At 59.0% G+C, this 23,034-nt stretch carries 22 protein-coding genes, 1 tRNA gene and 1 pseudogene; 19 read left to right on the plus strand and 5 right to left on the minus strand.

What is annotated here, in order from left to right:
* Window positions 1-64 precede the first annotated feature (64 nt).
* Window positions 65-1,282: an FAD-dependent oxidoreductase gene (locus tag ACK83U_RS03885; RefSeq protein WP_112607419.1), complete on the plus strand. Its 1,218-nt coding sequence runs from the start codon at window positions 65-67 to the stop codon at window positions 1,280-1,282.
* Window positions 1,283-1,411: 129 nt separating this feature from the next.
* Window positions 1,412-1,501: transfer RNA gene (locus ACK83U_RS03890), tRNA-Ser, on the plus strand.
* Window positions 1,502-1,575: 74 nt separating this feature from the next.
* Here the strand turns inward: ACK83U_RS03890 and ACK83U_RS03895 are convergent.
* Complete coding sequence (locus tag ACK83U_RS03895) at window positions 1,576-2,490, minus strand: LysR family transcriptional regulator (RefSeq protein WP_112607397.1); 915 nt, start codon at window positions 2,488-2,490, stop codon at window positions 1,576-1,578.
* Between the two features lie 119 nt (window positions 2,491-2,609).
* Between ACK83U_RS03895 and ACK83U_RS03900 the strand changes: the two genes are divergently transcribed.
* The 4 genes from ACK83U_RS03900 to ACK83U_RS03915 all read left to right on the plus strand — a co-directional run bounded on the left by ACK83U_RS03900 (window position 2,610) and on the right by ACK83U_RS03915 (window position 6,773).
* Complete coding sequence (locus ACK83U_RS03900; RefSeq protein WP_112607395.1) at window positions 2,610-3,338, plus strand: SDR family oxidoreductase; 729 nt, start codon at window positions 2,610-2,612, stop codon at window positions 3,336-3,338.
* A gap of 32 nt (window positions 3,339-3,370) precedes the next feature.
* Complete coding sequence (locus tag ACK83U_RS03905; protein ID WP_246712072.1) at window positions 3,371-3,655, plus strand: Atu4866 domain-containing protein; 285 nt, start codon at window positions 3,371-3,373, stop codon at window positions 3,653-3,655.
* A 540-nt stretch (window positions 3,656-4,195) separates the two neighbouring features.
* Window positions 4,196-5,245, plus strand: coding sequence for a porin (locus ACK83U_RS03910; protein ID WP_112607393.1), 1,050 nt, complete (start codon window positions 4,196-4,198; stop codon window positions 5,243-5,245).
* Between the two features lie 460 nt (window positions 5,246-5,705).
* The gene (locus ACK83U_RS03915) at window positions 5,706-6,773 is read left to right on the plus strand and encodes a porin (RefSeq protein WP_112607391.1); all 1,068 of its coding nucleotides are present in this window, start codon (window positions 5,706-5,708) and stop codon (window positions 6,771-6,773) included.
* A gap of 121 nt (window positions 6,774-6,894) precedes the next feature.
* Here the strand turns inward: ACK83U_RS03915 and ACK83U_RS03920 are convergent, their stop codons facing one another.
* Together ACK83U_RS03920 and ACK83U_RS03925 are read right to left on the minus strand one after the other, a co-directional pair.
* A complete protein-coding gene (locus ACK83U_RS03920; protein ID WP_112607389.1) occupies window positions 6,895-7,788 on the minus strand; it encodes an alpha/beta fold hydrolase in 894 nt (297 codons plus the stop codon).
* Between the two features lie 76 nt (window positions 7,789-7,864).
* A complete protein-coding gene (locus ACK83U_RS03925; RefSeq protein ID WP_112607387.1) occupies window positions 7,865-9,916 on the minus strand; it encodes a lytic transglycosylase domain-containing protein in 2,052 nt (683 codons plus the stop codon).
* Between the two features lie 216 nt (window positions 9,917-10,132).
* Between ACK83U_RS03925 and dapA the strand changes: the two genes are divergently transcribed.
* Both dapA and smpB read left to right on the plus strand, forming a co-directional pair.
* Window positions 10,133-11,017 carry a 4-hydroxy-tetrahydrodipicolinate synthase gene (gene dapA / locus ACK83U_RS03930; protein WP_112607385.1) on the plus strand — a complete coding sequence of 295 codons (885 nt, stop codon included), beginning with the start codon at window positions 10,133-10,135 and terminating at the stop codon, window positions 11,015-11,017.
* 132 nt (window positions 11,018-11,149) lie between these two features.
* On the plus strand, window positions 11,150-11,629 hold the full coding sequence (smpB, locus tag ACK83U_RS03935) for an SsrA-binding protein SmpB (RefSeq protein ID WP_015339291.1): 480 nt from the start codon (window positions 11,150-11,152) through the stop codon (window positions 11,627-11,629).
* Between the two features lie 389 nt (window positions 11,630-12,018).
* Here the strand turns inward: smpB and ACK83U_RS03940 are convergent, their stop codons facing one another.
* Complete coding sequence (locus tag ACK83U_RS03940) at window positions 12,019-12,603, minus strand: NYN domain-containing protein (RefSeq protein WP_112607383.1); 585 nt, start codon at window positions 12,601-12,603, stop codon at window positions 12,019-12,021.
* 311 nt (window positions 12,604-12,914) lie between these two features.
* Between ACK83U_RS03940 and rpoZ the strand changes: the two genes are divergently transcribed.
* The 11 genes and pseudogenes from rpoZ (at window position 12,915) to recO (ending at window position 22,154) form a co-directional block, all read left to right on the plus strand.
* Window positions 12,915-13,313, plus strand: coding sequence for a DNA-directed RNA polymerase subunit omega (gene rpoZ / locus ACK83U_RS03945; RefSeq protein ID WP_015339293.1), 399 nt, complete (start codon window positions 12,915-12,917; stop codon window positions 13,311-13,313).
* Between the two features lie 100 nt (window positions 13,314-13,413).
* Entirely contained in the window at window positions 13,414-15,645 is a 2,232-nt protein-coding gene (locus ACK83U_RS03950; protein WP_112337961.1) for a RelA/SpoT family protein, read from the plus strand.
* 181 nt (window positions 15,646-15,826) lie between these two features.
* The gene (locus tag ACK83U_RS03955) at window positions 15,827-15,976 is read left to right on the plus strand and encodes a DUF3563 family protein (protein WP_015339295.1); all 150 of its coding nucleotides are present in this window, start codon (window positions 15,827-15,829) and stop codon (window positions 15,974-15,976) included.
* A gap of 223 nt (window positions 15,977-16,199) precedes the next feature.
* A complete protein-coding gene (locus tag ACK83U_RS03960) occupies window positions 16,200-16,787 on the plus strand; it encodes a DUF2062 domain-containing protein (RefSeq protein WP_112607381.1) in 588 nt (195 codons plus the stop codon).
* A gap of 41 nt (window positions 16,788-16,828) precedes the next feature.
* Window positions 16,829-17,233, plus strand: coding sequence for a holo-ACP synthase (gene acpS / locus ACK83U_RS03965; protein WP_112607379.1), 405 nt, complete (start codon window positions 16,829-16,831; stop codon window positions 17,231-17,233).
* A gap of 114 nt (window positions 17,234-17,347) precedes the next feature.
* Window positions 17,348-18,093: pseudogene (gene lepB / locus ACK83U_RS03970) on the plus strand (signal peptidase I).
* Window positions 18,090-18,809 carry a ribonuclease III gene (gene rnc / locus ACK83U_RS03975; RefSeq protein WP_112337959.1) on the plus strand — a complete coding sequence of 240 codons (720 nt, stop codon included), beginning with the start codon at window positions 18,090-18,092 and terminating at the stop codon, window positions 18,807-18,809. The pseudogene lepB and the gene rnc overlap by 4 nt, the downstream one beginning before the upstream one ends.
* 20 nt (window positions 18,810-18,829) lie before the next feature.
* Window positions 18,830-19,774 (plus strand): GTPase Era, encoded by a 945-nt coding sequence (era, locus tag ACK83U_RS03980; protein WP_112607377.1) that lies wholly within the window; start codon window positions 18,830-18,832, stop codon window positions 19,772-19,774.
* An 85-nt stretch (window positions 19,775-19,859) separates the two neighbouring features.
* Entirely contained in the window at window positions 19,860-20,615 is a 756-nt protein-coding gene (locus ACK83U_RS03985) for a Crp/Fnr family transcriptional regulator (protein ID WP_112607375.1), read from the plus strand.
* Window positions 20,616-20,944: 329 nt separating this feature from the next.
* On the plus strand, window positions 20,945-21,316 hold the full coding sequence (locus ACK83U_RS03990) for a response regulator (RefSeq protein ID WP_015339302.1): 372 nt from the start codon (window positions 20,945-20,947) through the stop codon (window positions 21,314-21,316).
* 58 nt (window positions 21,317-21,374) lie between these two features.
* A complete protein-coding gene (recO, locus tag ACK83U_RS03995) occupies window positions 21,375-22,154 on the plus strand; it encodes a DNA repair protein RecO (protein ID WP_112607373.1) in 780 nt (259 codons plus the stop codon).
* 25 nt (window positions 22,155-22,179) lie between these two features.
* Here recO and ACK83U_RS04000 read toward each other — a convergent pair whose 3' ends face one another.
* Window positions 22,180-23,028 (minus strand): MOSC domain-containing protein, encoded by an 849-nt coding sequence (locus tag ACK83U_RS04000; RefSeq protein WP_112607371.1) that lies wholly within the window; start codon window positions 23,026-23,028, stop codon window positions 22,180-22,182.
* Between the last annotated feature and the right edge of the window lie 6 nt (window positions 23,029-23,034).

Here is a 23,034-nt window from a genome sequence, read left to right on the forward strand (position 1 = left end):
GAAGTCCATAGGCAGCCTTCCGCGCAACGCGGAAGGAGCGCCATAATAACATGGAGTACGGAACGTGACGGGCAGATTGGTCATTGTCGGGGCCGGACAGGCGGGTTTTGCGCTTGCGGCCAAGTTGCGCGGGCTGGGTGATTCGCGGCCGATCACCATCGTCGGTGCCGAGGAAAACCTTCCCTACCAGCGCCCACCTTTGACCAAGAAGTACCTGCTGGGCGAGATGGCTTTCGATCGCCTGCTGTTCCGGCCCGAACATTGGTACGCCGACAATAATGTCGAGATTCGTGTGTCCACCTGGGTCGAACAGATCGATCGTGCCGCAAAGCAGATCGTCATGCAGGACGGCTCCAGGGTGGATTACGAGACCCTAGCGCTTGCGACTGGCTCGACGCCCCGCCGCCTGCCGCCCTCCGTCGGCGGCGCGCTCGAAGGCGTCTATCTCGCCCGTGACAAGCGAGACGCCGATCTTCTTGCTGGCGAAATGCGCCCAGGCCGCCGGGTGCTCATCATCGGCGGCGGCTATATCGGGCTTGAGGCCGCTGCTGTCGCGCGCCATCGCGGCCTTGAGGTCACGCTCATCGAGATGGGCGACCGGATATTGCAGCGTGTGGCGGCCAAGGAAACCGCCGATATTTTCAGAGCCATTCATCAAAAGCACGATGTCGTCATTCGTGAGAAGACCGGCCTGAAGCAGCTCATCGGGCGTAACGATCATGTCATCGCCGCCGAATTGTCCGACGGGTCTACCATCGATGTCGATTTCGTCGTCGTCGGCATCGGCGTCGCCCCGAATGACAGGCTCGCCAAGGAGGCCGGTCTCGAGGTCGGCAACGGCATCGTCGTCGATTCGTTCGCCCGCACCTCTGATCCCACGATCTTCGCCATGGGCGATTGCGTAGAATTGCCCTGGGAGGGCGGCCGCATCCGGCTCGAATCGGTGCAGAACGCCGTCGATCAGGCTGAGGCCGTGGCGGGAATCATAGCCGGCGGCGAAAAAGCCTATGATCCAAAGCCGTGGTTCTGGTCGGATCAATATGACGTCAAGCTGCAGATCGCCGGCTTCAATCTGGGTTACGACGAGACCCTTCTGCGTCCGGGCCTCCGCGAGGGCGCGGCTTCCGTCTGGTATTTCAAGCAGGGCCGCTTCATCGCCGTCGACGCGATAAACGACGCAAAGGCCTATGTGACCGGCAAGAAGCTGCTGGAAACCGGCGCCAATCCATCCAGGGAGATCCTTGCCGACCCGGCCGCGGATTTGAAGCAGCTGCTGGCTTGATGTGAATTTTCGAGCCCGCCGGAGCATGGTTCGGTCGACAATCGCCTGTTGCTGAATCATGGAAAGAACGTACACAAGCGCGAAAAAGCGCTTGCGTCGATAAATGAATGGCCCTATCAGGGCCGCACCGGAGAGGTGGCCGAGTGGTCGAAGGCGCTCCCCTGCTAAGGGAGTATACCAGAAATGGTATCGTGGGTTCGAATCCCATCTTCTCCGCCATTTTCCCGATTATCCTACCCTGCATGCGACGGCCCGCGATCTTGGCGCTGCGCCAAGCCGATCAAGGCCAGCTATTATCGGGAATTTCGGCCTGCAAAGCCTTCGTAGCGCTTCAGATATGCTATGAGCGCGCGCAGCTTGGGAGCCATGTTCCGTCGGTTGGGATAGTAGAGGTAGAAGCCCGGAAAATAGGGGCAATATTCCTCCAGGATCGGCACCAGTTCGTTTTTGCCGATGAAGGCGCGAAAGCTTTCCTCCATTCCGAAAGTGATTCCCGCTCCGGCGACGGCCAGCCTGATCATCACGCCCATGTCATTCGTTGTCACCTCCGGCGCGACCTCCACCCGAAATTCCTTGCCTTCCTCCGCAAACTCCCAGCGGTAAGGGACAGCCGTCGGTGAGGATCGCCAGCCTATGCATCGATGCATCGAGAGTTCTTTCGGATGCCGGGGGATGCCGAATCGGTCGCGATAGGCCGGGGAACAGACGGCCAGTTGCCGCTCGTCACCCGCGACCGGTACGGCAATCATGTCCTGCTCGATGACTTCACCAAGCCGGACGCCCGCGTCATAGCCTTCCGATACGATGTCGAATTCCTCGTCCGTGACGGTGATGTCGAGCTGAATTTCGGGACTGGCCTCCGCAAAGCCTGCGAGAAAGTCGCCGGCGAGAAAACGCTCCGCGATCGACGAGACGGCAAGCCGTAATTGACCGCGAGGTTGGGTGCGCAAAGTCTCCGTCTTTTCCATAGCGGTGCGTATGTCCGAGACTGCCGGCTCTACGTCCGCATAAAGCCGTTCGCCAGCCTCGGTCAGGCTGACGCTGCGGGTTGTGCGCTGCAGCAGCGCGATGCCCATGCTCTCCTCCAATCGCCGGATCGTCTGGCTGACTGCCGAGCGGGTGACGCCGAGCCTATCGGCAGCGGCGCGAAAATTGCGCTCCTGAGCGACCAGGATGAAGACGGAGAGGGCATTGAGATCAGGCCACATTGGTAACTTTTACTTTCCAAGCTGTCACTGAATGGATGTCTTATCACGACAATGATGCGCTGTATCCTTCTCGTATCCGCTTCTGGAAGAGAACTGTTCACATAAGAAGGAGTGATTGAATGCCTATCGACAAAGTGATCCTCATCACCGGTGCCTCCAGCGGTATCGGCGCGGGCATCGCCTGCGAACTCGCTTCTGCCGGCGCAAGGATCATGCTGGGCGCCAGGCGCATCGACAGATTGGAAGCATTGGCGGCCGAGATGCGGGAAAAGGGCGGCACGGTCATGACCCGCCGGCTCGATGTCACCGACAGGGTTGACGTAGCTGCCTTTGCAGAGGCGGCACGCCTGGCGTGGGGTGGCGTCGATGTGATCGTCAATAATGCCGGCATCATGCCGCTTTCCCTAATGGCCTCGATGAAGGTCGAGGAATGGGACAGAATGGTCGACGTTAACATCAAGGGCGTGCTTCACGGCATTGCGGCGGTCCTGCCGGAAATGACGGCGCGTGGTTCTGGCCACATCATCAATATCGCCTCGATCGGGGCGCTGGCTGTCTCTCCGACCGCCGCCGTCTATTGCGCGACCAAGTATGCCGTTCGGGCGATCTCCGATGGGCTGCGGCAGGAATGCCGCGATATCCGGGTCACCTGCATCCATCCGGGCGTCGTCGAGAGTGAGCTGGCCGACACGATCACCGATCCGGTGGCAGCCGAAGCGATGAAATCCTATCGAGCCATTGCGCTGACTCCCGATGCCATCGGTCGGGCGGTGCGCTTCGCCGTCGAGCAGCCCGATGATGTCGATGTCAATGAAATCGTCGTTCGCCCGACGCGGGCGGCGCATTGATCCGCTCCCTTGCTCTCATCCTGGCAGGCATCCTGTTCGCTTCGCCCGCACTTTCCGAGGATCGAATCCAAATGAAGAAACCGACTCGCGCTTACGCCGGCATGTGGGTGACTGCAGACGGTCATATCCGCCATGAACTCCTGCCGAACGGCCGCTATATCGAGGCGCGGGGTAGCCGTGAGCGTGCCTATCAGGGGCGCTACGTGTTGACTGGGGATCATATCGACTACTGGGACGACACCGGTTTCACCGCAGACGGTGACTTTATCAATGGCGTGCTCCATCACGCCGGGATGATCCTCTATCGAAGGAAATGATGGTTCGGAGCGGTGTTTGGTACTCAGCGGCCCTTCCTTTTCCAATGGCTGCCTGCACTTGTCCGAATCGCTCATCCTGGAATCACCCGCGTCCTTGCTTCGTTTTGGGACGCGGGTGGAAGTCACAAGTGGCTATTTGTCCGGCGACGAAGCGAGGCCAGTGCCGCAAAGAGCTTGCCGGACCGCGCAAAAATCCGCCGGTTAGCCATGGAATGGCCATTTCCCCGCCTTTTTCCAGCTGACTGAAGCTATTCCAGCCGTTGGCGTAAGTACCCGTAGATTAAGACGTTTCTTAACGAAGTCTAAATAAATGCGGCCACCGTGTCGCCGACTTGTGTCCTTTCAGCAACAGGAATTGCGGAAGGCTTACGCAAATCCCCCTTTCGGAGAAGATGTCGATTGCGTGACAGGCCGCGTCTTGTATTTTCACTCTCGGAAGCGAGGGCGATTGATCGTCCACTTCTTGAAACACGAGGATGGGGCAGGGAATGCCTTCGGGTAGTTCTCATTCTCGAGATAAAACTTTGACTGGAGGTCAATATGAACATCAAGAGCCTTCTTCTCGGCTCCGCTGCTGCGCTTGCAGCAGTATCCGGCGCTCACGCGGCTGACGCAATCGTCGCTGCTGAGCCCGAGCCGCTGGAATACGTTCGCATCTGCGACGCATACGGTGCTGGTTACTTCTTCATCCCGGGCACCGAAACCTGCCTCAAGATCGGCGGTAAGGTTCGTACCGAAGGCAAATGGTACGATGCTTACGACGCAGACAGCCACAATGGCACTCTCTGGCACACGCGTGCTGAGCTGCAGCTGCAGACGGCAACCGACACCGAATACGGCCCGCTGAAGACCAACACCGAAATGCGTTGGGACTGGAATGACGGCAACGCGACGTCGACCAACCTGCTGCACGCCAGCATCAGCCTCGGCGGTTTCACCGTTGGTAAGGAAGACTCGCAGTTCAACGTCTTCACCGGCTACGCCGGCGACGTCATCAACGACGACGTGGTCTATGACGGCCCGTACGAACTGAACCAGATCACCTACAACTACGACGCCGGCAACGGCTTCACGGCTGTGATCTCGGTTGAAGACAGCAACTCGGGCGCTGGCGCAACTGGCGCAAACGGCGAAGACAGCACCAACCACTACCTGCCTGACGTTGTTGCCGGTGCTGGTTACAAGGCTGGCGCATGGTCCTTCAAGGTCGTTGGCGGTTACGACTCGATCGTCGAAGAAGGCGCCATCAAGGCTCGTGTAGACGCTGACTTCGGCGTATTCTCGGCCTTCTTGATGGGCGGCTGGAACACCGACGGCGACAAGCTCAACAAGTACGCTGGTGCAGGCAGTGAAGGCATCGGCTGGGGCGACTGGGCTGTCTGGGGTGGCGTTGGCGTACCGGTCAACGAAAAGCTGAAGTGGAACCTGCAGCTCGCTTACACCGACTCCAAGGTCTTCGCCGCTACCACGAACGTCAAGTGGAACCCGGTCAAGAACCTGCTCATCGAGCCGGAAGTCTCCTACACCAACTGGGACTCCATCAACAAGGACCAGTGGGCTGGTATCCTTCGCTTCGAGCGCTCGTTCTAATCTGATTTGACTTCGGTCATATGAGATTTCTCACTTCGGTGAGGAAAAGCCCGGTCGAAAGGCCGGGCTTTTTGCGTTATCGGCAGCGGCATTTCTTTCTGATCTTGAAGATAGACGCGACCATCTTGGTATGGCGCATTTTTCTCTGCGGATATTGCCTATCGCGCGAAAGTTCTTTTCATGCAATTTTAGAGTTCGCTCCGGGTGCTTCGGAAGTATGACAGATTTGCGACGTGATTTTTGTGCAACGCACTCTTTTGAAACAGCTGTCACAATTGTTCATAGTTTCCCTCTGATATTGCTCTGAAAAAAACGATCTGTAGGTTCCAAATCGGAAGCAAGACTTAGCGTCTTGGTTCTCCCAGATCAGGGGTCAACTTTTAAAGCTAGGTGGGGTAGGGCGCGTCGTTTTTTGCGATGTGATTTCTCATACCTAATTGATATTGAAACTGGAGTTACTATGAACATCAAGAGCCTTCTTCTCGGCTCCGCTGCTGCGCTGGCAGCAGTATCCGGTGCTCATGCGGCTGACGCGATCGTCGCTGCCGAGCCCGAGCCGCTGGAATACGTCCGCATCTGCGACGCTTACGGTGCAGGCTACTTCTTCATCCCGGGCACCGAAACCTGCCTCAAGGTCGGCGGCCGCGTCCGTACCGAAGGTGGCTGGTACAATGCCTACAAGGCTGGCCAGGACGCTGGCGGCCGCGGTACCTACTGGCATACCCGCGCTGAACTCTCTCTCGACACCGCGACCGATACCGAATACGGCCCGCTGAAGACCAATACCGTTGTTCGTTGGGACTGGAATGACGGCAACGCGACCACGACCAAGCTGCTTTGGGCCAACATCAGCCTCGGCGGCTTCCTCGTCGGTAAGGCTGATTCGGTCTACTCGACCTTCACCGGCTACGCCGGCGACGTCATCAACGACGACGTGATCGAATACGGCATCAACAACACCGACGAACTGAACCAGATCACCTACAAGTACGACGCCGGCAACGGCTTCACGGCTGTGATCTCGGTTGAAGATAGCAACTCGGGCGCTGGCGCCAAGGGTGCCAACGGCGAAGACAGCACGAACCACTACCTGCCTGACGTTGTTGCCGGTGTTGGCTACAAGGCCGGCGCCTGGCAGTTCCGCGTCGTCGGCGGCTACGACTCGATCGTCGAAGAAGGCGCTGTCAAGGCTCGCGTCGATGCCGACTTTGGCGTTCTCACCGCTTTCGTTATGGGCGGCTGGAACACCGATGGCGACAAGCTCAACAAGTATGCCGGTGCTGGCGGTGCTGGCCTTGGCTGGGGTGACTGGGCCGTATGGGGCGGCGTTGGCGTTCCGATCAACGACAAGCTGAAGTGGAACCTGCAGCTTTCCTACGACGATCTGAAGACTTTCGCTGCAACGACGAACGTCAAGTTCAACCCCGTCAAGGACCTGCTGATCGAGCCGGAAGTGACCTACGTCAACTATGACGCCGTCAACAAGGACACCTGGGCTGGTATCCTGCGCTTCCAGCGCACCTTCTAATTCGGTCGCCGAATCGAATTTGACAGATCTTCCGATCAGACCTCCGATCGGAAGAGGGAAGGCCCGGTTTCCCACCGGGCCTTCTTGTTTCATTAGGACTGAACGATTTCGGGCTTCGTCCTCAAAGCTCCGAGATGAAAGCGCCGATCGCCTCCGGAATGTCGCCGAGGTGCAGGATAGGAGCGTGTCCTTGTCCGCCGGCGATTTTAACGACGATGCCCGGATGGCGCTTTGCCATTTCATCGGTCGTGGATTGCGTCAGCAGCTTCGAATTCTCGCCGCGAATCACCATCAGCGGAATGCCCTGAAATCCTTGGAACTGCGTCCATAGATCGGGAATCGGCGATTCCAGGTCGAGCGCCTGCATTTGCGCGGCAATAGCGGGATCGTAATCGGCGACGGGTTTATCGTCGGCTATCGCGTAGATCGCTCGCGCCATGTCTTGCCAGTCTTCTTCGCCAAGCGCGATAAAGGCATTGCCATGGTTCTCTCGCAGGATCTCGACCGCCTCGCTCCAACTGGCGGGCTTCCGGTCGCGATTTAGATAGTCGCGAATATCTGCGAGCCCCGTCTTCTCCAGCACAGGGCCAATATCGTTGAGAACGACCGCTTTTAGGATGTCCGGTCGGCTGGCCGCAATCATATGCAGAACCAGCCCGCCGCGCGAGGTGCCGATGAAGATGGCTTGCGAGATATCCAGAGCGGCGCAAACGGTCAGGACGTCCCGCGCTTCGACAGCGAGATTGTAGTGGGACTTGTCGGGATCTCGTTCGGATAGGCCACGTCCGCGGGCGTCGAGTGTAATCACCCTGTGTGGGCGTAAGGAATCCTGCGATAGAAGCAGCGCCAACTGGTGAAAATCGCGCGAGTTGCGTGTTAGTCCCGGCAGGCAGAAGACAGGCGGCCGGTTGTGCGCCGTCGCTTCGCTGCAGACATAATCCCGCACATAAAGCTTTAAACCGTCCTCGGCCGCGATCGTTCTGGCAAGGAAGCCGCTTTCATCGTCGCTGCGCATGTATCACTCCCTCAAGTTTCGGATATCGCGAGGGATGTAACGGCATTTCCGCAGCACGCACAACTGGGGTTACCGGCTAGCCGCGACCGCTTATCAGATCGTGTACGATGTCGGCTTTCTGCCCCAGTCGCGCCTTGTAGACCTGATAGTTCTCCATCACGCGCTGCACGTAGTTGCGGGTCTCCGGGAAGGGAATGCGCTCGATCCAGTCGATCACGTCGTCGAGCGACTTGCCGCGCGGATCGCCATAGCGGCTGATCCATTCCGGCACCTTGTTCGGCCCGGCATTGTAGGCGATGAAGGTCAGGATGTAAGATCCGCCGAAGGTGTCGATCTGCTCGCCGAGATAATGGGCGCCGAGCGTGGCGTTATAGCCGGCATCCTGCGTCAGCTTGTCGGCGGAATAGGTTATGCCGTGCCGCCCGGCAACGGCCTTTGCCGTCTTCGGCAGCAACTGCAGCAGGCCGCGGGCATTGGCAGAGGAAACGGCGGCCGGATTAAAGGCGCTTTCCTGCCGGGCGATGGCATAGGCGAGTGCCTTGCCCGAGCCCGAAATATTGGCGTTGTCCGGAATGACGCCGATCGGGAAGGCGAGGGCTGCGACGTCGATGCCGCGCCCATAGGCGATCTTGCCGATCTGCAGCGAAAGCTGGTGATTGCCGGAACGCTCGGCGCGGGCGGTCAGCATGGCGACTTCGCCGGGGCTATCCAGCTGTTTGGCGAGAGCGCGATAGAGTGAGTCGGCACGCCATCCGTGCCCGGCCGCCTCAAGCCTGGAAATCGCCTGCACCGCCTCGCGTGTCTGGAAGCGCTGGCGGTCCGTAGCCGAGGGCGAGGGATAGGTGACATCAAGGGTCCGGCGGCCAAGCTTCTCAGCGGCAAGCTGGCCGTAGAAAGTGCTCGGATAGGAGGCGGCCTTCGCATAGAAATCGGCAGCCTTACCCGGTCCGCCCGCCTCTGCTGCCCGGCCGAGCCAATACCAGCCGCGCGATTGCGAGATCGGGCCGTTCGAGACCTGCAGGATCTTGCGGAAATGGGCTGACGCGTTTGCGCCGTCCTGCAAGCCGCGCAGAGCGTACCAGCCGGCATGGAATTCGGCCTCGCCGATATCCTGCGGGCTTTCCGCAACGCTGGCGTCGACGATGCGATAGGCAGCCTTGAATTCACCCTGATCCACCAGTCCGCGGCTGACGATGCGCTGCTCGGCCCACCATGCGCCGGGGCTGACAAGCACGCTGCGGTCTTTCGGCATCTGCGCCAGAAGACTGGCGGCATCGTCATATTTGTTCTGGCGGCGCAGGTTCTCGATCCGCATGAAGAGATAGGCAGGGTCCTTGCGCGATTGCGCATCGACGCCCGCAATCAGAGCTTCGGCTTTCGGCGAGCGGTCATTGACGGCCGCCCACGCCTTGTAGAGCGATTGCGCCTTGCCGAGGTCGCCGAAGCGTTTGGCCTGTGCCGTCCGGTCGCGGTAAAGCAGATAATCCATGCGGGCCTTGTGATCGGCAGGCGAAAGCAGGCTGGCGAATTCCGCAAGGATCTTGTCCTCAAGAGGCTTGTCCAATGGCTCATCGCGCCAGATCTTGCGGATCAGCCTTCCGGCCTGCGCCGACGCGCCGCGCGCCATAAGAGCACGTGAGAGGACGATGCTGCCTTCTACGGTCTCCGGCTGCGAGTTGCCGAAGGCGGCCAGGACCTGATCCGTCGCCGGATTTTCCGTGTAAAGCGCCCGCTCGGAATTGGCGCGCAGGCTACCAAGCCCCGGCCAGCCGACAAGCTCACGCGCGGCGGCGGCAATCTCGCCGGAGGGAATACCGGGCTGGCCTGAAGTGGCGATTGCCCAGGTCAGGATATGGCGGTCGAGCGTGCCTTCCCCCATGCCATTGCGAATGGCGAGCGCCTGCATCGGGTTCTTGTTGGAAAGGGCGTCTAGGCCTGCCTTCAGGTCGCCGCTGACAGGCGCGATAGCGCCGCTGCGCGGGATCGCGGCCGTGCTCATGGGATCCGGCGCCATGGCGACATAGGCGTTGGCGCTCGTCGGTATCTGCTGGCCGGGAAGTTGCGAGGCGACGGCGCCCCAGGCGACCGCCAAGCCCGCGGCGGTCCAGATCATGACAGGTCTCTTCATCCGGCTACTCACAAAACAAAAGGCCCCTTCCATTTGCCAAATGCAATATTAACGAAACCTTACCGGTGGTCCGAATTTCAATCAATTATGATATCGGAAACTGCCCTTTACCATTCAAAGCGTGCTTGTCGCCGTCAAGCCTGCGCTTTATGGTGCGCGGATTCATAACCATGGATTGCGGCTGAAGCATGAATGCCGCACCGCTAGGAGACTTGCATGTTCCAGGGATCCATTCCCGCTCTCGTTACGCCCTTTACTGACGCCGGCAAGGTGGATGAGGCTTCCTTCGCCTCGCATGTCGACTGGCAGATAAAAGAGGGCAGCAAGGGACTGGTGCCCGTGGGTACGACGGGTGAATCGCCGACCCTGTCGCATGACGAGCACAAGCGCGTCGTCGAGCTCTGCATCGAGATCGCCAATAAGCGGGTCCCTGTCATGGCGGGCGCGGGTTCGAACAATACCCGCGAGGCGATCGAGCTGGCGCAGCATGCCGAAAAGGTTGGCGCCAATGCGGTTCTTGTCGTCACGCCCTACTACAACAAGCCGACCCAGAAGGGGCTTTACGCGCATTTCGCTGCGATCGCGGAGGCAGTAAAGCTGCCGATCTATATTTATAACATTCCCGGCCGTTCGGTTGTCGACATGACGCCGGAGACGATGGGCGCGCTTGCCAAATCCTATTCCAATATTGTTGGTGTCAAGGATGCGACCGGCAAGATCGAACGCGTCTCCGAACAGCGTATTAGCTGCGGCCGCGATTTCCGCCAGCTTTCCGGCGAGGATGCCACGGCGCTCGGCTTCAACGCCCATGGCGGCGTCGGCTGCATCTCGGTCACCGCCAACGTCGCACCGCGTCTTTGCGCCGAATTCCAGGCGGCGACACTCGCCGGTGACTATGCCAGGGCTCTGGACTATCAGGATCGATTGATGCCGCTGCACAAGGCGATCTTCCTCGAGCCAGGCCTTTGTGGCGCCAAATACGGCCTCTCCCGGCTTGGCCGCATGAGCCGCAATGTGCGCTCACCGCTGCTTTCGACCCTGGAGCCGGGCACGGAGGCTGCGATCGATGCGGCCCTGCGCCATGCCGGCCTCTTGAACTGACGCTATTCGAGGCCATTGCCAAACTCTGCCGGACCGCTCTCTTCACAAGGAGGGCGGTCTCGCTTATTTAGGAACCAGGATGTGGCGCACCTCTGGTTGCCGCCGGAACGACGCAGGAAAAGAAGAAGAATTATGGCACCCAAAGGCAGCCAGCGCGTGGTGAACAAGGTCGTGGCGGAAAACCGCAAGGCCCGCTTCAACTACGAGATCATCGATACCTATGAGGCTGGTCTCGTGCTGATGGGCACCGAGGTCAAGTCGCTGCGTGAAGGCAAGGCCAATATCGCCGAATCCTACGCTTCGGACGAAGGCGACGAAATCTGGCTGATCAACTCGTATCTGCCGGAATACCTGCAGGCGAACCGCTTCAATCACGAGCCGCGCCGTCGCCGCAAGCTGCTGCTTTCCAGCCGCGAAATTGGCCGGCTGCGTTCGGCGATCAACCGTGAAGGCATGACCTTGGTGCCGTTGAAAATCTATTTCAACGACCGGGGCCGCGCCAAGCTGGAATTGGCTCTCGCCAAGGGCAAGAAGCTGCATGACAAGCGCGAATCCGAGAAGGAACGCGATTGGAACAGGCAGAAGAGCCGCCTGCTCAAGGACAATGGGTGAAGGTGAGGAGCGATCGGGCAACGCCCGAGCAATCGATCCAGTGAATCGATTGCAGCGACGAACGCCCTGAGCCCTAGCGAAGGGCCGGCTGTCGCGGCAAACGCAAAATGCTTCCACCGCGCGCAATCCCTGGGCAAAGACAGCTGCGCATGAAACGATTGCAGCGACGAACGCCCTGAGCCTTAGCGAAGGGCCGGCTGTCGCGGCAAACGCAAAATGCTTCCACCGCGCGCAACTATCCCTGGGCAAAGACAGCTGCGCATGAATCGATTGCAGCGACGAACGCCCCTTCGGCAGGCTCAGGATGCCCTAGCGAAGGGCCGGCTTGCCGCGGCAAACGCGAAACGCTTTCTGCCGCGTGCAGCGAACCCGTCTAATACAGTCCCTAACTATTCCTCGGATTCCGCAGCGGCGTGACCTCCCTCGTGCGCGCGCGGGGGCCGTTCCGAGGCTTCACGGCCGATCTCGGCCTTCAGCGAGACAAGGTCGATGAAATGGTCGGCCTGGCGGCGCAGATCGTCGGCGATCATCGGCGGCTGGGTCGACATGGTCGAGATCACAGAAACCTTGCGTCCGCGGCGCTGGAGGGCTTCCACGAGGGTCGTGAAGTCGCCGTCGCCGGAAAAGATCACCAGATGGTCGACGGTCTCGGATTGCTCCATGGCGTCGATCGCCAGCTCGATGTCCATGTTGCCCTTGATCTTGCGGCGTCCCATGGAATCCGTGAATTCCTTGGCCGGCTTGGTGACGACCTTGTAGCCGTTATAGTCGAGCCAATCGATCAGCGGGCGGATGGAGGAATATTCCTGATCTTCGATGAGTGCGGTATAATAATAGGCCCGCAGCAGATAGCCGCGTTTTTGAAATGCCTTCAGCAGCTTGCGGTAATCGATATCGAAGCCGAGGCTCTTGGATGCAGCGTAGAGATTGGCGCCATCTATAAAGAGTGCAATTTTTTCGCGTGGGTCAAACATTGCTTACTTATCCACTGTTATAAAAACGTAATCACTTCATTCAAACGCTAGCTAAAACAATGCCTTGTAAGGCGTTGCAGAATAATTCGTATTACTTTATGAATTATTCATATAACCGAGATTTAGGGCACGCAATGGGATATTCCAAGCAACTTCAGGTGGAAATCGCCGTTTGTCTAGGGGAATTTTAGCACTTTCCCGGGGGCTGCAAAGGCGCTGAAACAGGAAAAACTTGAATTTGCCATCGTTTGCTTGTATCGGCGTGCTACTCCGAGACATGATGACGACATCACGACCGCAAAGGACAGGCAATGGCCCGTGTCACAGTAGAAGATTGCATTGATAAAGTAGAGAACCGGTTCGAGCTCGTGCTGCTCGCCAGCCACCGCGCCCGCCTGATCTCGCAGGGATCCTCGATCACCATCGACCGCGATAACGACAAGAACCCGGTCGTCGCGCTACGCGAAATCGCCGACGAGACCCTGTCGCCTGATGATCTCAAGGAAGACCTGATCCATTCGCTGCAGAAGCATGTCGAAGTGGATGAGCCTGAGCCCGATCCGGCAAGCCTCCTGGCAGCAGGTGCTTCCACCACCAGCGAAGAGGAAGAAGACGCTCCTGAAGCCGTTACTTTCGACCAGATGTCGGAAGAAGAACTTCTGGCCGGCATCGAAGGTCTGGTTCCGCCGGAAAAAAGCGACGATTACTGATCGTCGATCTTGATGCTCCGGGCAGGAGCGATATGATGGCAAGATGCGTGCGCCGGTCAGATGACTGGCGCGCTTTTGTTTTTGCGGGAGTAGCTTCGGAATGATGCGGCAATACGAGCTTGTTGAGCGCGTGCAGAAATACAAGCCCGATGCCAACGAAGCTCTTCTCAACAAAGCCTATGTTTATGCGATGCAGAAGCATGGCCAGCAGAAACGTGCCAGCGGCGATCCCTATATTTCCCATCCTCTCGAAGTTGCTGCGATCCTGACGGATATGCGTCTGGATGAATCGACCATCGCAGTCGCTCTTCTCCACGATACGATCGAGGATACGACGGCGACGCGCGCCGAAATCGACGAGATGTTCGGCGAGGACATCGGTCGCCTGGTCGAGGGCCTGACGAAGATCAAGAAGCTGGATCTCGTCACCAAGAAGGCCAAGCAGGCCGAAAACCTGCGCAAGCTGCTGCTTGCCATTTCCGACGACGTACGCGTGCTTCTGGTCAAGCTTGCCGACCGCCTGCACAATATGCGCACGCTCGATCACATGTCACCGGAAAAGCGCGCGCGCATTTCTGAGGAGACGATGGAAATCTATGCGCCGCTCGCCGGCCGCATGGGTATGCAGGACATGCGCGAGGAGCTGGAGGAGCTCTCCTTCCGCCATATCAATCCGGAAGCGCATGATACCGTCACCAAGCGCCTGGAGGAGCTGTCGCGCCGTAATGAAGGGCTGGTCAAGAAGATCGAGACCGAACTGCGCGATCTGCTTGTTGCCAACGGCTTGGCCAACGCCATGGTCAAGGGCCGGCTGAAGAAGCCCTATTCGGTCTTCCGCAAGATGCAGTCGAAGTCGCTCTCTTTCGAGCAGCTTTCCGATATCTACGGCTTCCGTCTTCTCGTCGACGATATTCCGTCCTGCTATCGGGCGCTCGGCATCGTCCACACCCGCTGGCGCGTCGTTCCCGGCCGCTTCAAGGACTATATCTCGACGCCGAAGCAGAACGATTATCGCTCGCTGCACACGACGATCGTCGGCCCTTCCAGCCAGCGCATCGAGTTGCAGATCCGCACGAAGCGCATGCATGAGATCGCCGAATTCGGCATCGCCGCCCATACGCTCTACAAGGACGGCACGAATAGCAACGGCAATGGTGCGGATGGTGAGCTCCTGTCGCGGGAAAGCAACGCCTATTCCTGGCTGCGCCATACGATCGAGGCTTTGGCCGAGGGCGACAGCCCGGAAGAGTTCCTCGAGCACACGAAGCTTGAGCTGTTCCAGGACCAGGTCTTCTGCTTCACGCCCAAGGGCAAGCTGATCGCCCTGCCGCGCGGCGCGACGCCGATCGACTTTGCCTATGCCGTCCATACGAATATCGGTGACACCACGGTCGGCGCCAAGATCAATGGCCGCATCATGCCGCTCGTTACGCGGCTGAACAACGGCGATGAAGTCGAGATCATCCGCTCGGGCGTGCAGGTGCCGCCGGCCGCCTGGGAAGAAATCGTGGTCACCGGCAAGGCACGTGCCGCCATTCGCCGCGCAACCCGGCTTGCCATCCGCAAGCAATATGCCGGCCTCGGCCACCGCATTCTGGAGCGCACTTTCGAGCGTGCCGGCAAGGTCTTCTCGCGCGATGCCCTGAAGCCTGCCCTGCATCGCCTCGGCCAGAAGGATGTCGAGGATGCGATCGCCGCTGTCGGGCGAGGGGAGATGTCGTCGCTCGATGTCTTGCGGGCGGTCTACCCGGATCATCAAGACGAACGCGTGACGGTCAAGCCTGCCGGCGACGAGGGCTGGTTCAACGTTCGCAGCGCCTCGGGCATGATCTTCAAGATCCCCGGCAAGAACAAGGCCGAGGTTTCCGATGGCGCCGATATCGATGCGCCGCCGATCCGCGGCATTTCCTCGAACGTCGAGGTGCATTTCGCGCCGACCGGCGCGGTTCCTGGCGACCGCATCGTCGGCATCATGGAAAAGGGCAAGGGCATCACCATATATCCCATCCAGTCCCCGGTCCTGCAGCGGTTCGACGACGAGCCCGAGCGCTGGATCGATGTGCGCTGGGATCTGGACGAAGCCAACAAGTCCCGCTTTGCCGCCCGAATCCTGATCAATGCTCTCAACGAGCCGGGCACGCTTGCAAAGGTGGCGCAGACCGTAGCGGACGTCGACGTCAACATTCGCGTGCTCAATACCGTTCGGGTTGCGGCCGATTTCACCGAAATGGCCCTCGACGTCGAAGTCTGGGATTTGCGCCAGCTCAATCAGCTTCTGGTGCAGCTCAAGGAACTCGATTGCATTGCGACGGTAAAGCGCCTCTACGAGTGATGTCGGCCGATCTCAAAGCATGCTGCATATTTTGTGATCATTTTATGACCAAATTCGAGCGCATTTCCGGGTAGATATGCGTCATGCGCATGGCTGCGTATATTTCAAAGCGGTGGTAATTAACCTTTGTTGCGCCTATCTTCTGGTCATCGAAGAAACGAAACTGAAATGAGAGAAGATAATGTTTAGCCCGATCAAGAAAATCGCCCGTGCCCTGCGTGTTCCGAGTGTTGAAGAACGCGAAATGGCTTATCTGAATGGTTCGCATGACCGTTTTGACCTTGAATATCGTCAGCGTCAGGTCGACCGCGGTTTGTTCCGCACGCGTTAATAGCCGTTAATACTTGAAAGACCAGGAGGGGCGCGTCGTTGTTGCGCCCTTTGGAGCATCCCGATCTTGCGGGATTGCTGCCCGCCGCTAAAGAGGAACGTCCACTTTCTGCTTCAATAGCAGCTGACGTTCCAAAAAAGAGCCGTACTTTCGGTTCTTAATCGGTGCATGATACGCCTGGCCGCTCTTGTCATGACGGCCCCCGTTGCACTAGATAAGCCGCATGCTGTTTCGCCGCCGAAAACCACTGACATTCAAGGAAAAACTGCGGGAGCACCTTTGGCCCCGCAAGGGCTTCATCCGCTCGTTCCAATATTTCGGCAAGCGCCTCGTTCGCCTTGCCGCATCGCCGCATTCGGTCGCGGCCGGCTTCGCCGCAGGTATTGTCGTGTCCTGGACACCGTTCATTGGCGTACATTTCGTCATGGCGATCATCATCGCATATCTGATCCGCGGCAATGTCATCGCTTCGGCGCTAGGCTGTCTGGCCGCCGGCAATCCGATTACCTACCCCTTCATCTGGGCCCTGACTTGGGAGATCGGCCATCTGATCCTGTCACGCGATAGCGGCGGCCAGGGCGGAAGCATCGATCTGCCCGCGCTTTGGCACAAGGGCGATCTCTCGCAAATTTGGGATCCGGTGTTGAAGCCGATGCTGATCGGTGGCATTCCACCTGCCATCGTGACGGGCGTGATTGTCTACGCGCTGACCTATTATGGTGTGAAGACCTTCAAGACCCGCCGCAAGGAGCGCCTTATGGAGCGCGCCCGCGAGCGGCTGGCGCTTGCCGAGAACGCATCGAGCGTCTGACCCAGACTTGACCTTGTCCGGGCCGTCAGGAGGGCCTTCCCATGATTATCGGCATAGGCAGTGATCTCATCGACATCCGTCGTGTGGAAAAGACGATCGAGCGCTTCGGCACTCGGTTCATCGATCGCTGCTTTACCGAAATCGAGCGCGCAAAGTCCGAGCGCCGCAAGAACAAGGCGGCCTCCTATGCCAAGCGCTTTGCTGCCAAAGAAGCCTGCTCCAAGGCCTTGGGTACAGGATTGGCGCAGGGCGTCTTCTGGCGCGACATGGGCGTCGTCAATCTGCCAAGTGGAAAGCCGACCATGCAATTGACCGGCGGTGCCGCAGAAAGGCTGGTTTCCATGTTGCCGGTAAATCACCGCGCTGCCATTCATTTGACGATAACGGATGATTTTCCTCTTGCTCAGGCCTTTGTGATTATCGAAGCGCTGCCGGTGGATGCCTGAATCATGACTGTATGTCGCTTTTGGCACCCGCGCCATTGCCGCGATGATATGAAGCGAGTAGACAGTGCCTGAATATAAGTGCGCCGGTGGGGTGCGAAAAAGGAACAAGACTGCGTGTCCGAGAAAGCCGTAAAACAGCAGAACGCCCTGTGGGAGAACATTAAGGTCATCGTTCAGGCGCTCGTCCTGGCCATGATCATCCGCACGGTTCTCTTTCAGCCATTCACCATTCCGTCCGGCTCGATGATGCCGACGCTTCTTGTCGGGGACTATATCTTCGTCAACAAGTTCGCCTACGGCTACTCGAAGTACTCGCTGCCGTTCTCGCCCGATCTGTTCAGCGGCCGCATTTTGGGCAGCGAGCCGAAGCGTGGCGATGTCGTGGTCTTCCGCTTCCCGCCGAATCCGGATGTCGATTACATCAAGCGCGTGATCGGCCTGCCGGGCGACCGCATCCAGGTCAAGAACGACATTCTCTATATCAACGGCCAGGCTGTTCCGCGCGAGCCGCATGGCACCTTCTCGTCCGACTACAGCCAGGAGCCGGGTGACCATATCGCCGTCTACAGCGAACGTCTGCCCGATACTGGCAAGGTCTTCGACACGCTGGATCTTTCGCCGAATTCGCGTGGCGACAACACCCAGGAATATGTCGTTCCGCCGGCCCATTACTTCATGATGGGCGACAATCGCGACAATTCCGACGATAGCCGTTTCGATGTCGGCTATGTCCCCGCTGAGAACCTGATCGGCCGTGCCAGCGTCATTTTCTTCTCGTGGGTCACGACACCTCGTTCCGTGAAATCTGGAAATGGCCGACCAATATGCGTTGGGACCGTATTTTCAAGGTTGTCGAATGACGAAGGCACAGACGCTCTCCCAGGCGGATCGTGCCAGGCTTGAGGTCGTTATCGGCCACGAATTCGCCGAGAAGGAGCGTCTCGACCGCGCGCTGACCCATGCCAGCGCGCGTACGCACAAGACGGGCAACTACGAGCGGCTGGAATTTCTCGGCGACCGTGTTCTCGGCCTCTGTATCGCGGAATTGCTTTTCAAGACCTTCGGTGCGGCAACGGAAGGCGAGCTTTCGGTTCGCCTCAACCAGCTCGTGAGCGCCGAAACCTGTGCCGAAGTTGCCGATGAGATGGAGCTGCATCTCTATATCCGCACCGGCGCCGACGTGAAGAAGCTGACGGGCAAGCGGATGCTGAACGTGCGCGCCGATGTCGTCGAAAGCCTGATTGCGGCACTTTATCTGGATGGCGGACTTGAAGTCGCCCGTGCCTTCATCCTGCGCTTCTGGGAGCGCCGCGCCATCCGGCCGGAGGGCGCAAGGCGCGACGCCAAGACGGAGTTGCAGGAGTGGGCGCATGCGAAATTCGGCGTCACCCCGGTCTACAGGGTTGATGATCGCAGCGGACCGGATCATGATCCTCGCTTTACGGTGACCGTGGAAGTCAAGGGAACGGCGCCTGAAACGGGAATAGAACGCTCCAAGCGTGCGGCCGAACAGATGGCGGCGACACGGATCCTGGAGCGCGAAGGTATTTGGCAGCCTCAGTTGACTGAGAAGTGACTGCCGGGGAATAGTGGAAAATGAGCAATCACCAGGACACGCCCGCCGAAGACGGCGCGGTTGAACATATCGGCCCGACGCATTCGGGCTTCGTTGCCCTTATCGGCCCCACCAATGCCGGTAAGTCGACGCTCGTCAACCGGCTCGTCGGCGCAAAGGTCTCGATCGTCAGCCACAAGGTGCAGACGACGCGCGCCATCGTGCGCGGCATCGCCATTCACAACAACGCGCAGATCGTTTTCATGGACACGCCCGGCATCTTCAAGCCGCGCCGCCGTCTTGATCGCGCCATGGTGACGTCCGCCTGGGGTGGCGCCAAGGACGCCGATCTCATCATGCTGCTGATCGACAGCGAGCGTGGTCTGCGCGGCGATGCCGAAACCATCCTGGAAGGGCTGAAGGATGTTTCCCAGCCGAAGATCCTCGTCTTGAACAAGATCGACCGCGTTCGCCGTGAGGACCTGCTGGCGCTTGCCGCCGCCGCCAATGAGAAGATCGCCTTCGAGCAGACCTTCATGATCTCGGCGGAAAGCGGCTCCGGCTGCGACGACGTCATGGATTATCTGGCGAAGACCTTGCCGGAAGGTCCCTGGTATTATCCGGAAGATCAGATTTCCGACCTGCCGATGCGCCAGCTTGCCGCCGAAATTACCCGCGAAAAGCTGTTTCTGCGTCTGCATCAGGAGCTTCCCTATTCCTCGCATGTCGAGACGGAAAAGTGGGAAGAGCGCAAGGACGGCTCCGTGCGCATCGAACAGGTGATCTATGTCGAGCGCGAAAGCCAGAAGAAGATCGCTCTCGGCAAGGGCGGCGAAGCGATCAAATCGATCTCGACCGCATCACGCAAGGAACTCTCCGCGATCCTGGAGCAGCCCGTGCACCTCTTCCTCTTCGTGAAGGTCCGTGAAAACTGGGGAGACGACCCCGAGCGCTTCCGGGAAATGGGCCTCGACTTCCCGCATTGACGAGAGTTTGCGTTCCTGCAACGCTTAATATTACAGTGGCTTATTGGGCATATTCTGTTTGCCGCTGTAACTTGAGGGGTGTTTCATGGCGAAGGCAGCAGCGACGGTGCATGGACGACGCACGCCCTGCCAGCAATGTCCGCTGAGATCACTGCCGCATTTCCGGGAATTCGAGCGCGACGAGCTGAATTTCATCAGCGGCTTCAAGAAGGGTGAGCTTCTTGTCGATGCCGGTGCCACGATCTTCCTCGAAGGCGCGCATAGCGCTCACCTTTTCACCATCCTCTCCGGCTGGGGTTTTCGATACAAGACGCTGGAGGATGGCCGCCGCCAGATCCTGAACTACGTGATGCCCGGCGATCTTATCGGATTGCAGGGGTCGATCATGGGGGAGATGCAGCATTCGACGGAAGCGCTCTCGCCGATATCGCTCTGTGTTTTCGAGCGTACGGAGTTGATGACGCTCTATAATTCTCATGCCTCGCTGGCCTATGATCTGACCTGGATCGCATCGCGTGAGGAGCGGATTCTCGATGAGCATCTGCTGAGCATCGGCCGCCGTTCCGCGATGGAGCGGGCCGCTTATCTCATTGCATATCTGCACCAGCGCGCCAGCACTCTGCGCCTTTTCAACGGCAGCAAGGTTATCCCCATCACGCAGCAGCATGTCGCCGATACACTCGGCCTTTCCGTCGTCCATACCAATAAGACTTTGAAAAAGCTGGCGGCCCGAGGTTTGCTCCTTTGGCAGGAGAGGGGCTGCGAGGTTCTGGATGGGAAGGGGCTTGCAGAACTTGCGGGCTGGGACGGTCTTGATTCGGGCAAGCGCCCCTTCATCTAGGCACTGCCTTTTTAGCAAACGCATGTCTTTTTTAAATGCCGGCAATAACTGTATCAGCATAGATTACTGTTATCGTCACTTTTCTACCAGTTTCACCTTTTACTAACCCCGGCGACAAAAGCGATTGGAGCATGGTGACGAGCCCATAGTGCCGCAGTGCAAAAAGTGCGAAGCGGGTTGGAGGCAAAGTCATGTCACAAGAGACTGAGCCATGGCGGATGGGGCAAACCATCCATTCAATACGGGCCGATGATTGGCGCCGGAGGGATAGATGCGGGACTTTTTACGGGCTGCGCCAGCTGGCGCATACGTGCAGGGATGGCGCTGATATGACGTTTCAGCGCGTGCTTATACTGGAAGATAATCTCATTATTGCAATGGAGACTGAGGAAATCCTTCGTCTTGTAGGTATTCAGCAGATTGAGATTGCTTCGAATCTGGAACAGGCGGTCAACGCGATCCATTCCGAACATTATGATTTTGCGATGCTTGACGTGAATCTTGGAGAGTCGACGAGCTTCGGCTTTGCCAGATTGCTGATGGAACGCGGCATTTCCTTCGGCTTCGTCAGCGGTTATTCCGATACGCTCGATTTTCCGGCCGATCTGCGGCATGTGCCGCTTTTGAACAAGCCCTTCGACGAGCAATCCATGCGTCTCTTTGTCGAGGCCCTGGCCGGCGGCTCCTCTCTTGCCATGTGACAGCCGCGGCCGTTTACCCTAAACTCGAATCGCGGAAATTTTTCGGGGCAGCCGGCCGATGCAATGGCAGGACCATGCGATCATTCTGGGTGTCAAACGTCTCGGCGAGACCAGTGTCGTCGCCGAGGTGATGACGCGTGGCCGCGGCCGCCATATGGGGCTGGTGCGATCCGGTCGCTCGCGCGCCATGCAGCCAGTGCTGCAGGCCGGCAATCTCGTCGAGGTGACCTGGCGGGCCAGGCTGCATGAACACCTCGGCGAATTCCGCATGGAACCGGTCACGCTCCGGGCTGCTCGGCTGATGGAGACCGCGACTGCCGTCTATGGCGTGCAGGCAATGGCCGCATTGCTGCGGCTCTTGCCGGAGCGTGATCCGCATCCACATCTCTACGATGCGCTCGATGTCATTCTGGAAAACCTCCAGAATCCTGCCGATGCCGGCGAACTCTTCGTGCGCTTCGAGCTTGCCGTATTGAATGATCTTGGTTTTGGCCTCGATTTAACGGAATGCGCAGCAACTGGCGTGCGTGAAGATCTGGCTTTCGTTTCGCCGAAATCCGGGCGTGCCGTTTGCCGGGCAGCCGGTATGCCCTGGGCGGATAAGATGCTGGCGTTGCCGCCATTTCTCTCGACGGGATCGACGGTCGCCGCGGATCGGGAAAGCCTTTCCGCCGCTTTCCGCCTGACCGGCTTCTTCCTGCATCGCCATGTCTACGAGCCGCGCGGCATCGAGATCGCTGCAGCTCGCGATGGCTTCATGCAAGCCGCCTTGAAGGCAGTTGCCGTCGCTTCGCCGGACGATGCCATGGCATCGCCGACTCTTGTGGCCAAAGGCTGAGTGAAGGACGCGAAAAGGGGGCTTTCTAGCGCCGCTTGAGCGCCCAGCCCTCCGGGCGTTCCTCGATCACCGTCACCGCATCGCCGATCTTCACCGAGCCTTCGCTGCGCGGCACGGCATTCCAGCCGAAGAGCGGGCCGGGCACGCGCCGGTCGGCTGACATGCGGATGCGGCCCATGGCGGGCATCGGGTTCGGCACGTCGCGCGAGCCGGTCTGCTGGTCCTGCGTCGTCATGATGCAGCGCGAGCAGGGTTTGACGAGATCGAGGCGGATGCCACCGATCTCGATTGCCGCCCAGCGATCTTCCGGCCACTCCTCGTCGATATCGATGACGATATTCGGACGGAAGCGCTCCATGCCGACCGCGCCTTCGCCGTGAGCGGCGAGATTGGCGTTGAGCGCCTTCAGTGAGCCGGTGGTGGTAACGAGAATCTGATAGCCATCGGTAAAGGTGACGGGCGTATCCTGTCCCGCCCATTCCGGACTGGCGATACGCTTGGCAAGCCTGTCGAAGAACACCATCCTGACCTCACGACCCATCCATGCCGACAGCGCCTTGTTGGTGTCCTCGTCGGCAACGGAGGCGTTGACGGCTGATTTCCAGACGACGATGTCCATACGGTTGTCGGGATGCGGCGGCGGCACTAGGATGTCGGGCTTGCCCTCCATCTTCAGGCGCAAATGGGAGGGTGCCGGCTGGATGTCGATCCGGGCCAATGCCTGTAATTCGCGCTGGGTAATGAAATTGCCAGAGGGATCGACCAGCATGGCGCGGCGATCGCCGGCGAGACCGAAAGCATCGACCGCTGCCGACGGAATGGCGATGCCGCGGGCGCTCTTGAGGGGATAGATGAAAAGATCGCTGACGCGCATGGGTGG

This window comes from Rhizobium sp. WW22 (assembly GCF_047041135.1).
Taxonomy (GTDB): domain Bacteria; phylum Pseudomonadota; class Alphaproteobacteria; order Rhizobiales; family Rhizobiaceae; genus Rhizobium.

What these genes read in the sequence shown, in the direction of transcription:
- ACK83U_RS03895 (WP_112607397.1), bottom strand. Translation starts at nt 2,490, where the DNA reads ATGTGGCCTGATCTCAATGCCCTCTCCGTCTTCATCCTGGTCGCTCAG.
- ACK83U_RS03900 (WP_112607395.1), top strand. Translation starts at nt 2,610, where the DNA reads ATGCCTATCGACAAAGTGATCCTCATCACCGGTGCCTCCAGCGGTATC.
- ACK83U_RS03910 (WP_112607393.1), top strand. Translation starts at nt 4,196, where the DNA reads ATGAACATCAAGAGCCTTCTTCTCGGCTCCGCTGCTGCGCTTGCAGCA.
- ACK83U_RS03915 (WP_112607391.1), top strand. Translation starts at nt 5,706, where the DNA reads ATGAACATCAAGAGCCTTCTTCTCGGCTCCGCTGCTGCGCTGGCAGCA.
- ACK83U_RS03920 (WP_112607389.1), bottom strand. Translation starts at nt 7,788, where the DNA reads ATGCGCAGCGACGATGAAAGCGGCTTCCTTGCCAGAACGATCGCGGCC.
- ACK83U_RS03925 (WP_112607387.1), bottom strand. Translation starts at nt 9,916, where the DNA reads ATGAAGAGACCTGTCATGATCTGGACCGCCGCGGGCTTGGCGGTCGCC.
- dapA (WP_112607385.1), top strand. Translation starts at nt 10,133, where the DNA reads ATGTTCCAGGGATCCATTCCCGCTCTCGTTACGCCCTTTACTGACGCC.
- smpB (WP_015339291.1), top strand. Translation starts at nt 11,150, where the DNA reads ATGGCACCCAAAGGCAGCCAGCGCGTGGTGAACAAGGTCGTGGCGGAA.
- ACK83U_RS03940 (WP_112607383.1), bottom strand. Translation starts at nt 12,603, where the DNA reads ATGTTTGACCCACGCGAAAAAATTGCACTCTTTATAGATGGCGCCAAT.
- rpoZ (WP_015339293.1), top strand. Translation starts at nt 12,915, where the DNA reads ATGGCCCGTGTCACAGTAGAAGATTGCATTGATAAAGTAGAGAACCGG.
- ACK83U_RS03950 (WP_112337961.1), top strand. Translation starts at nt 13,414, where the DNA reads ATGATGCGGCAATACGAGCTTGTTGAGCGCGTGCAGAAATACAAGCCC.
- ACK83U_RS03955 (WP_015339295.1), top strand. Translation starts at nt 15,827, where the DNA reads ATGTTTAGCCCGATCAAGAAAATCGCCCGTGCCCTGCGTGTTCCGAGT.
- ACK83U_RS03960 (WP_112607381.1), top strand. Translation starts at nt 16,200, where the DNA reads ATGCTGTTTCGCCGCCGAAAACCACTGACATTCAAGGAAAAACTGCGG.
- acpS (WP_112607379.1), top strand. Translation starts at nt 16,829, where the DNA reads ATGATTATCGGCATAGGCAGTGATCTCATCGACATCCGTCGTGTGGAA.
- rnc (WP_112337959.1), top strand. Translation starts at nt 18,090, where the DNA reads ATGACGAAGGCACAGACGCTCTCCCAGGCGGATCGTGCCAGGCTTGAG.
- era (WP_112607377.1), top strand. Translation starts at nt 18,830, where the DNA reads ATGAGCAATCACCAGGACACGCCCGCCGAAGACGGCGCGGTTGAACAT.
- ACK83U_RS03985 (WP_112607375.1), top strand. Translation starts at nt 19,860, where the DNA reads ATGGCGAAGGCAGCAGCGACGGTGCATGGACGACGCACGCCCTGCCAG.
- ACK83U_RS03990 (WP_015339302.1), top strand. Translation starts at nt 20,945, where the DNA reads ATGACGTTTCAGCGCGTGCTTATACTGGAAGATAATCTCATTATTGCA.
- recO (WP_112607373.1), top strand. Translation starts at nt 21,375, where the DNA reads ATGCAATGGCAGGACCATGCGATCATTCTGGGTGTCAAACGTCTCGGC.
- ACK83U_RS04000 (WP_112607371.1), bottom strand. Translation starts at nt 23,028, where the DNA reads ATGCGCGTCAGCGATCTTTTCATCTATCCCCTCAAGAGCGCCCGCGGC.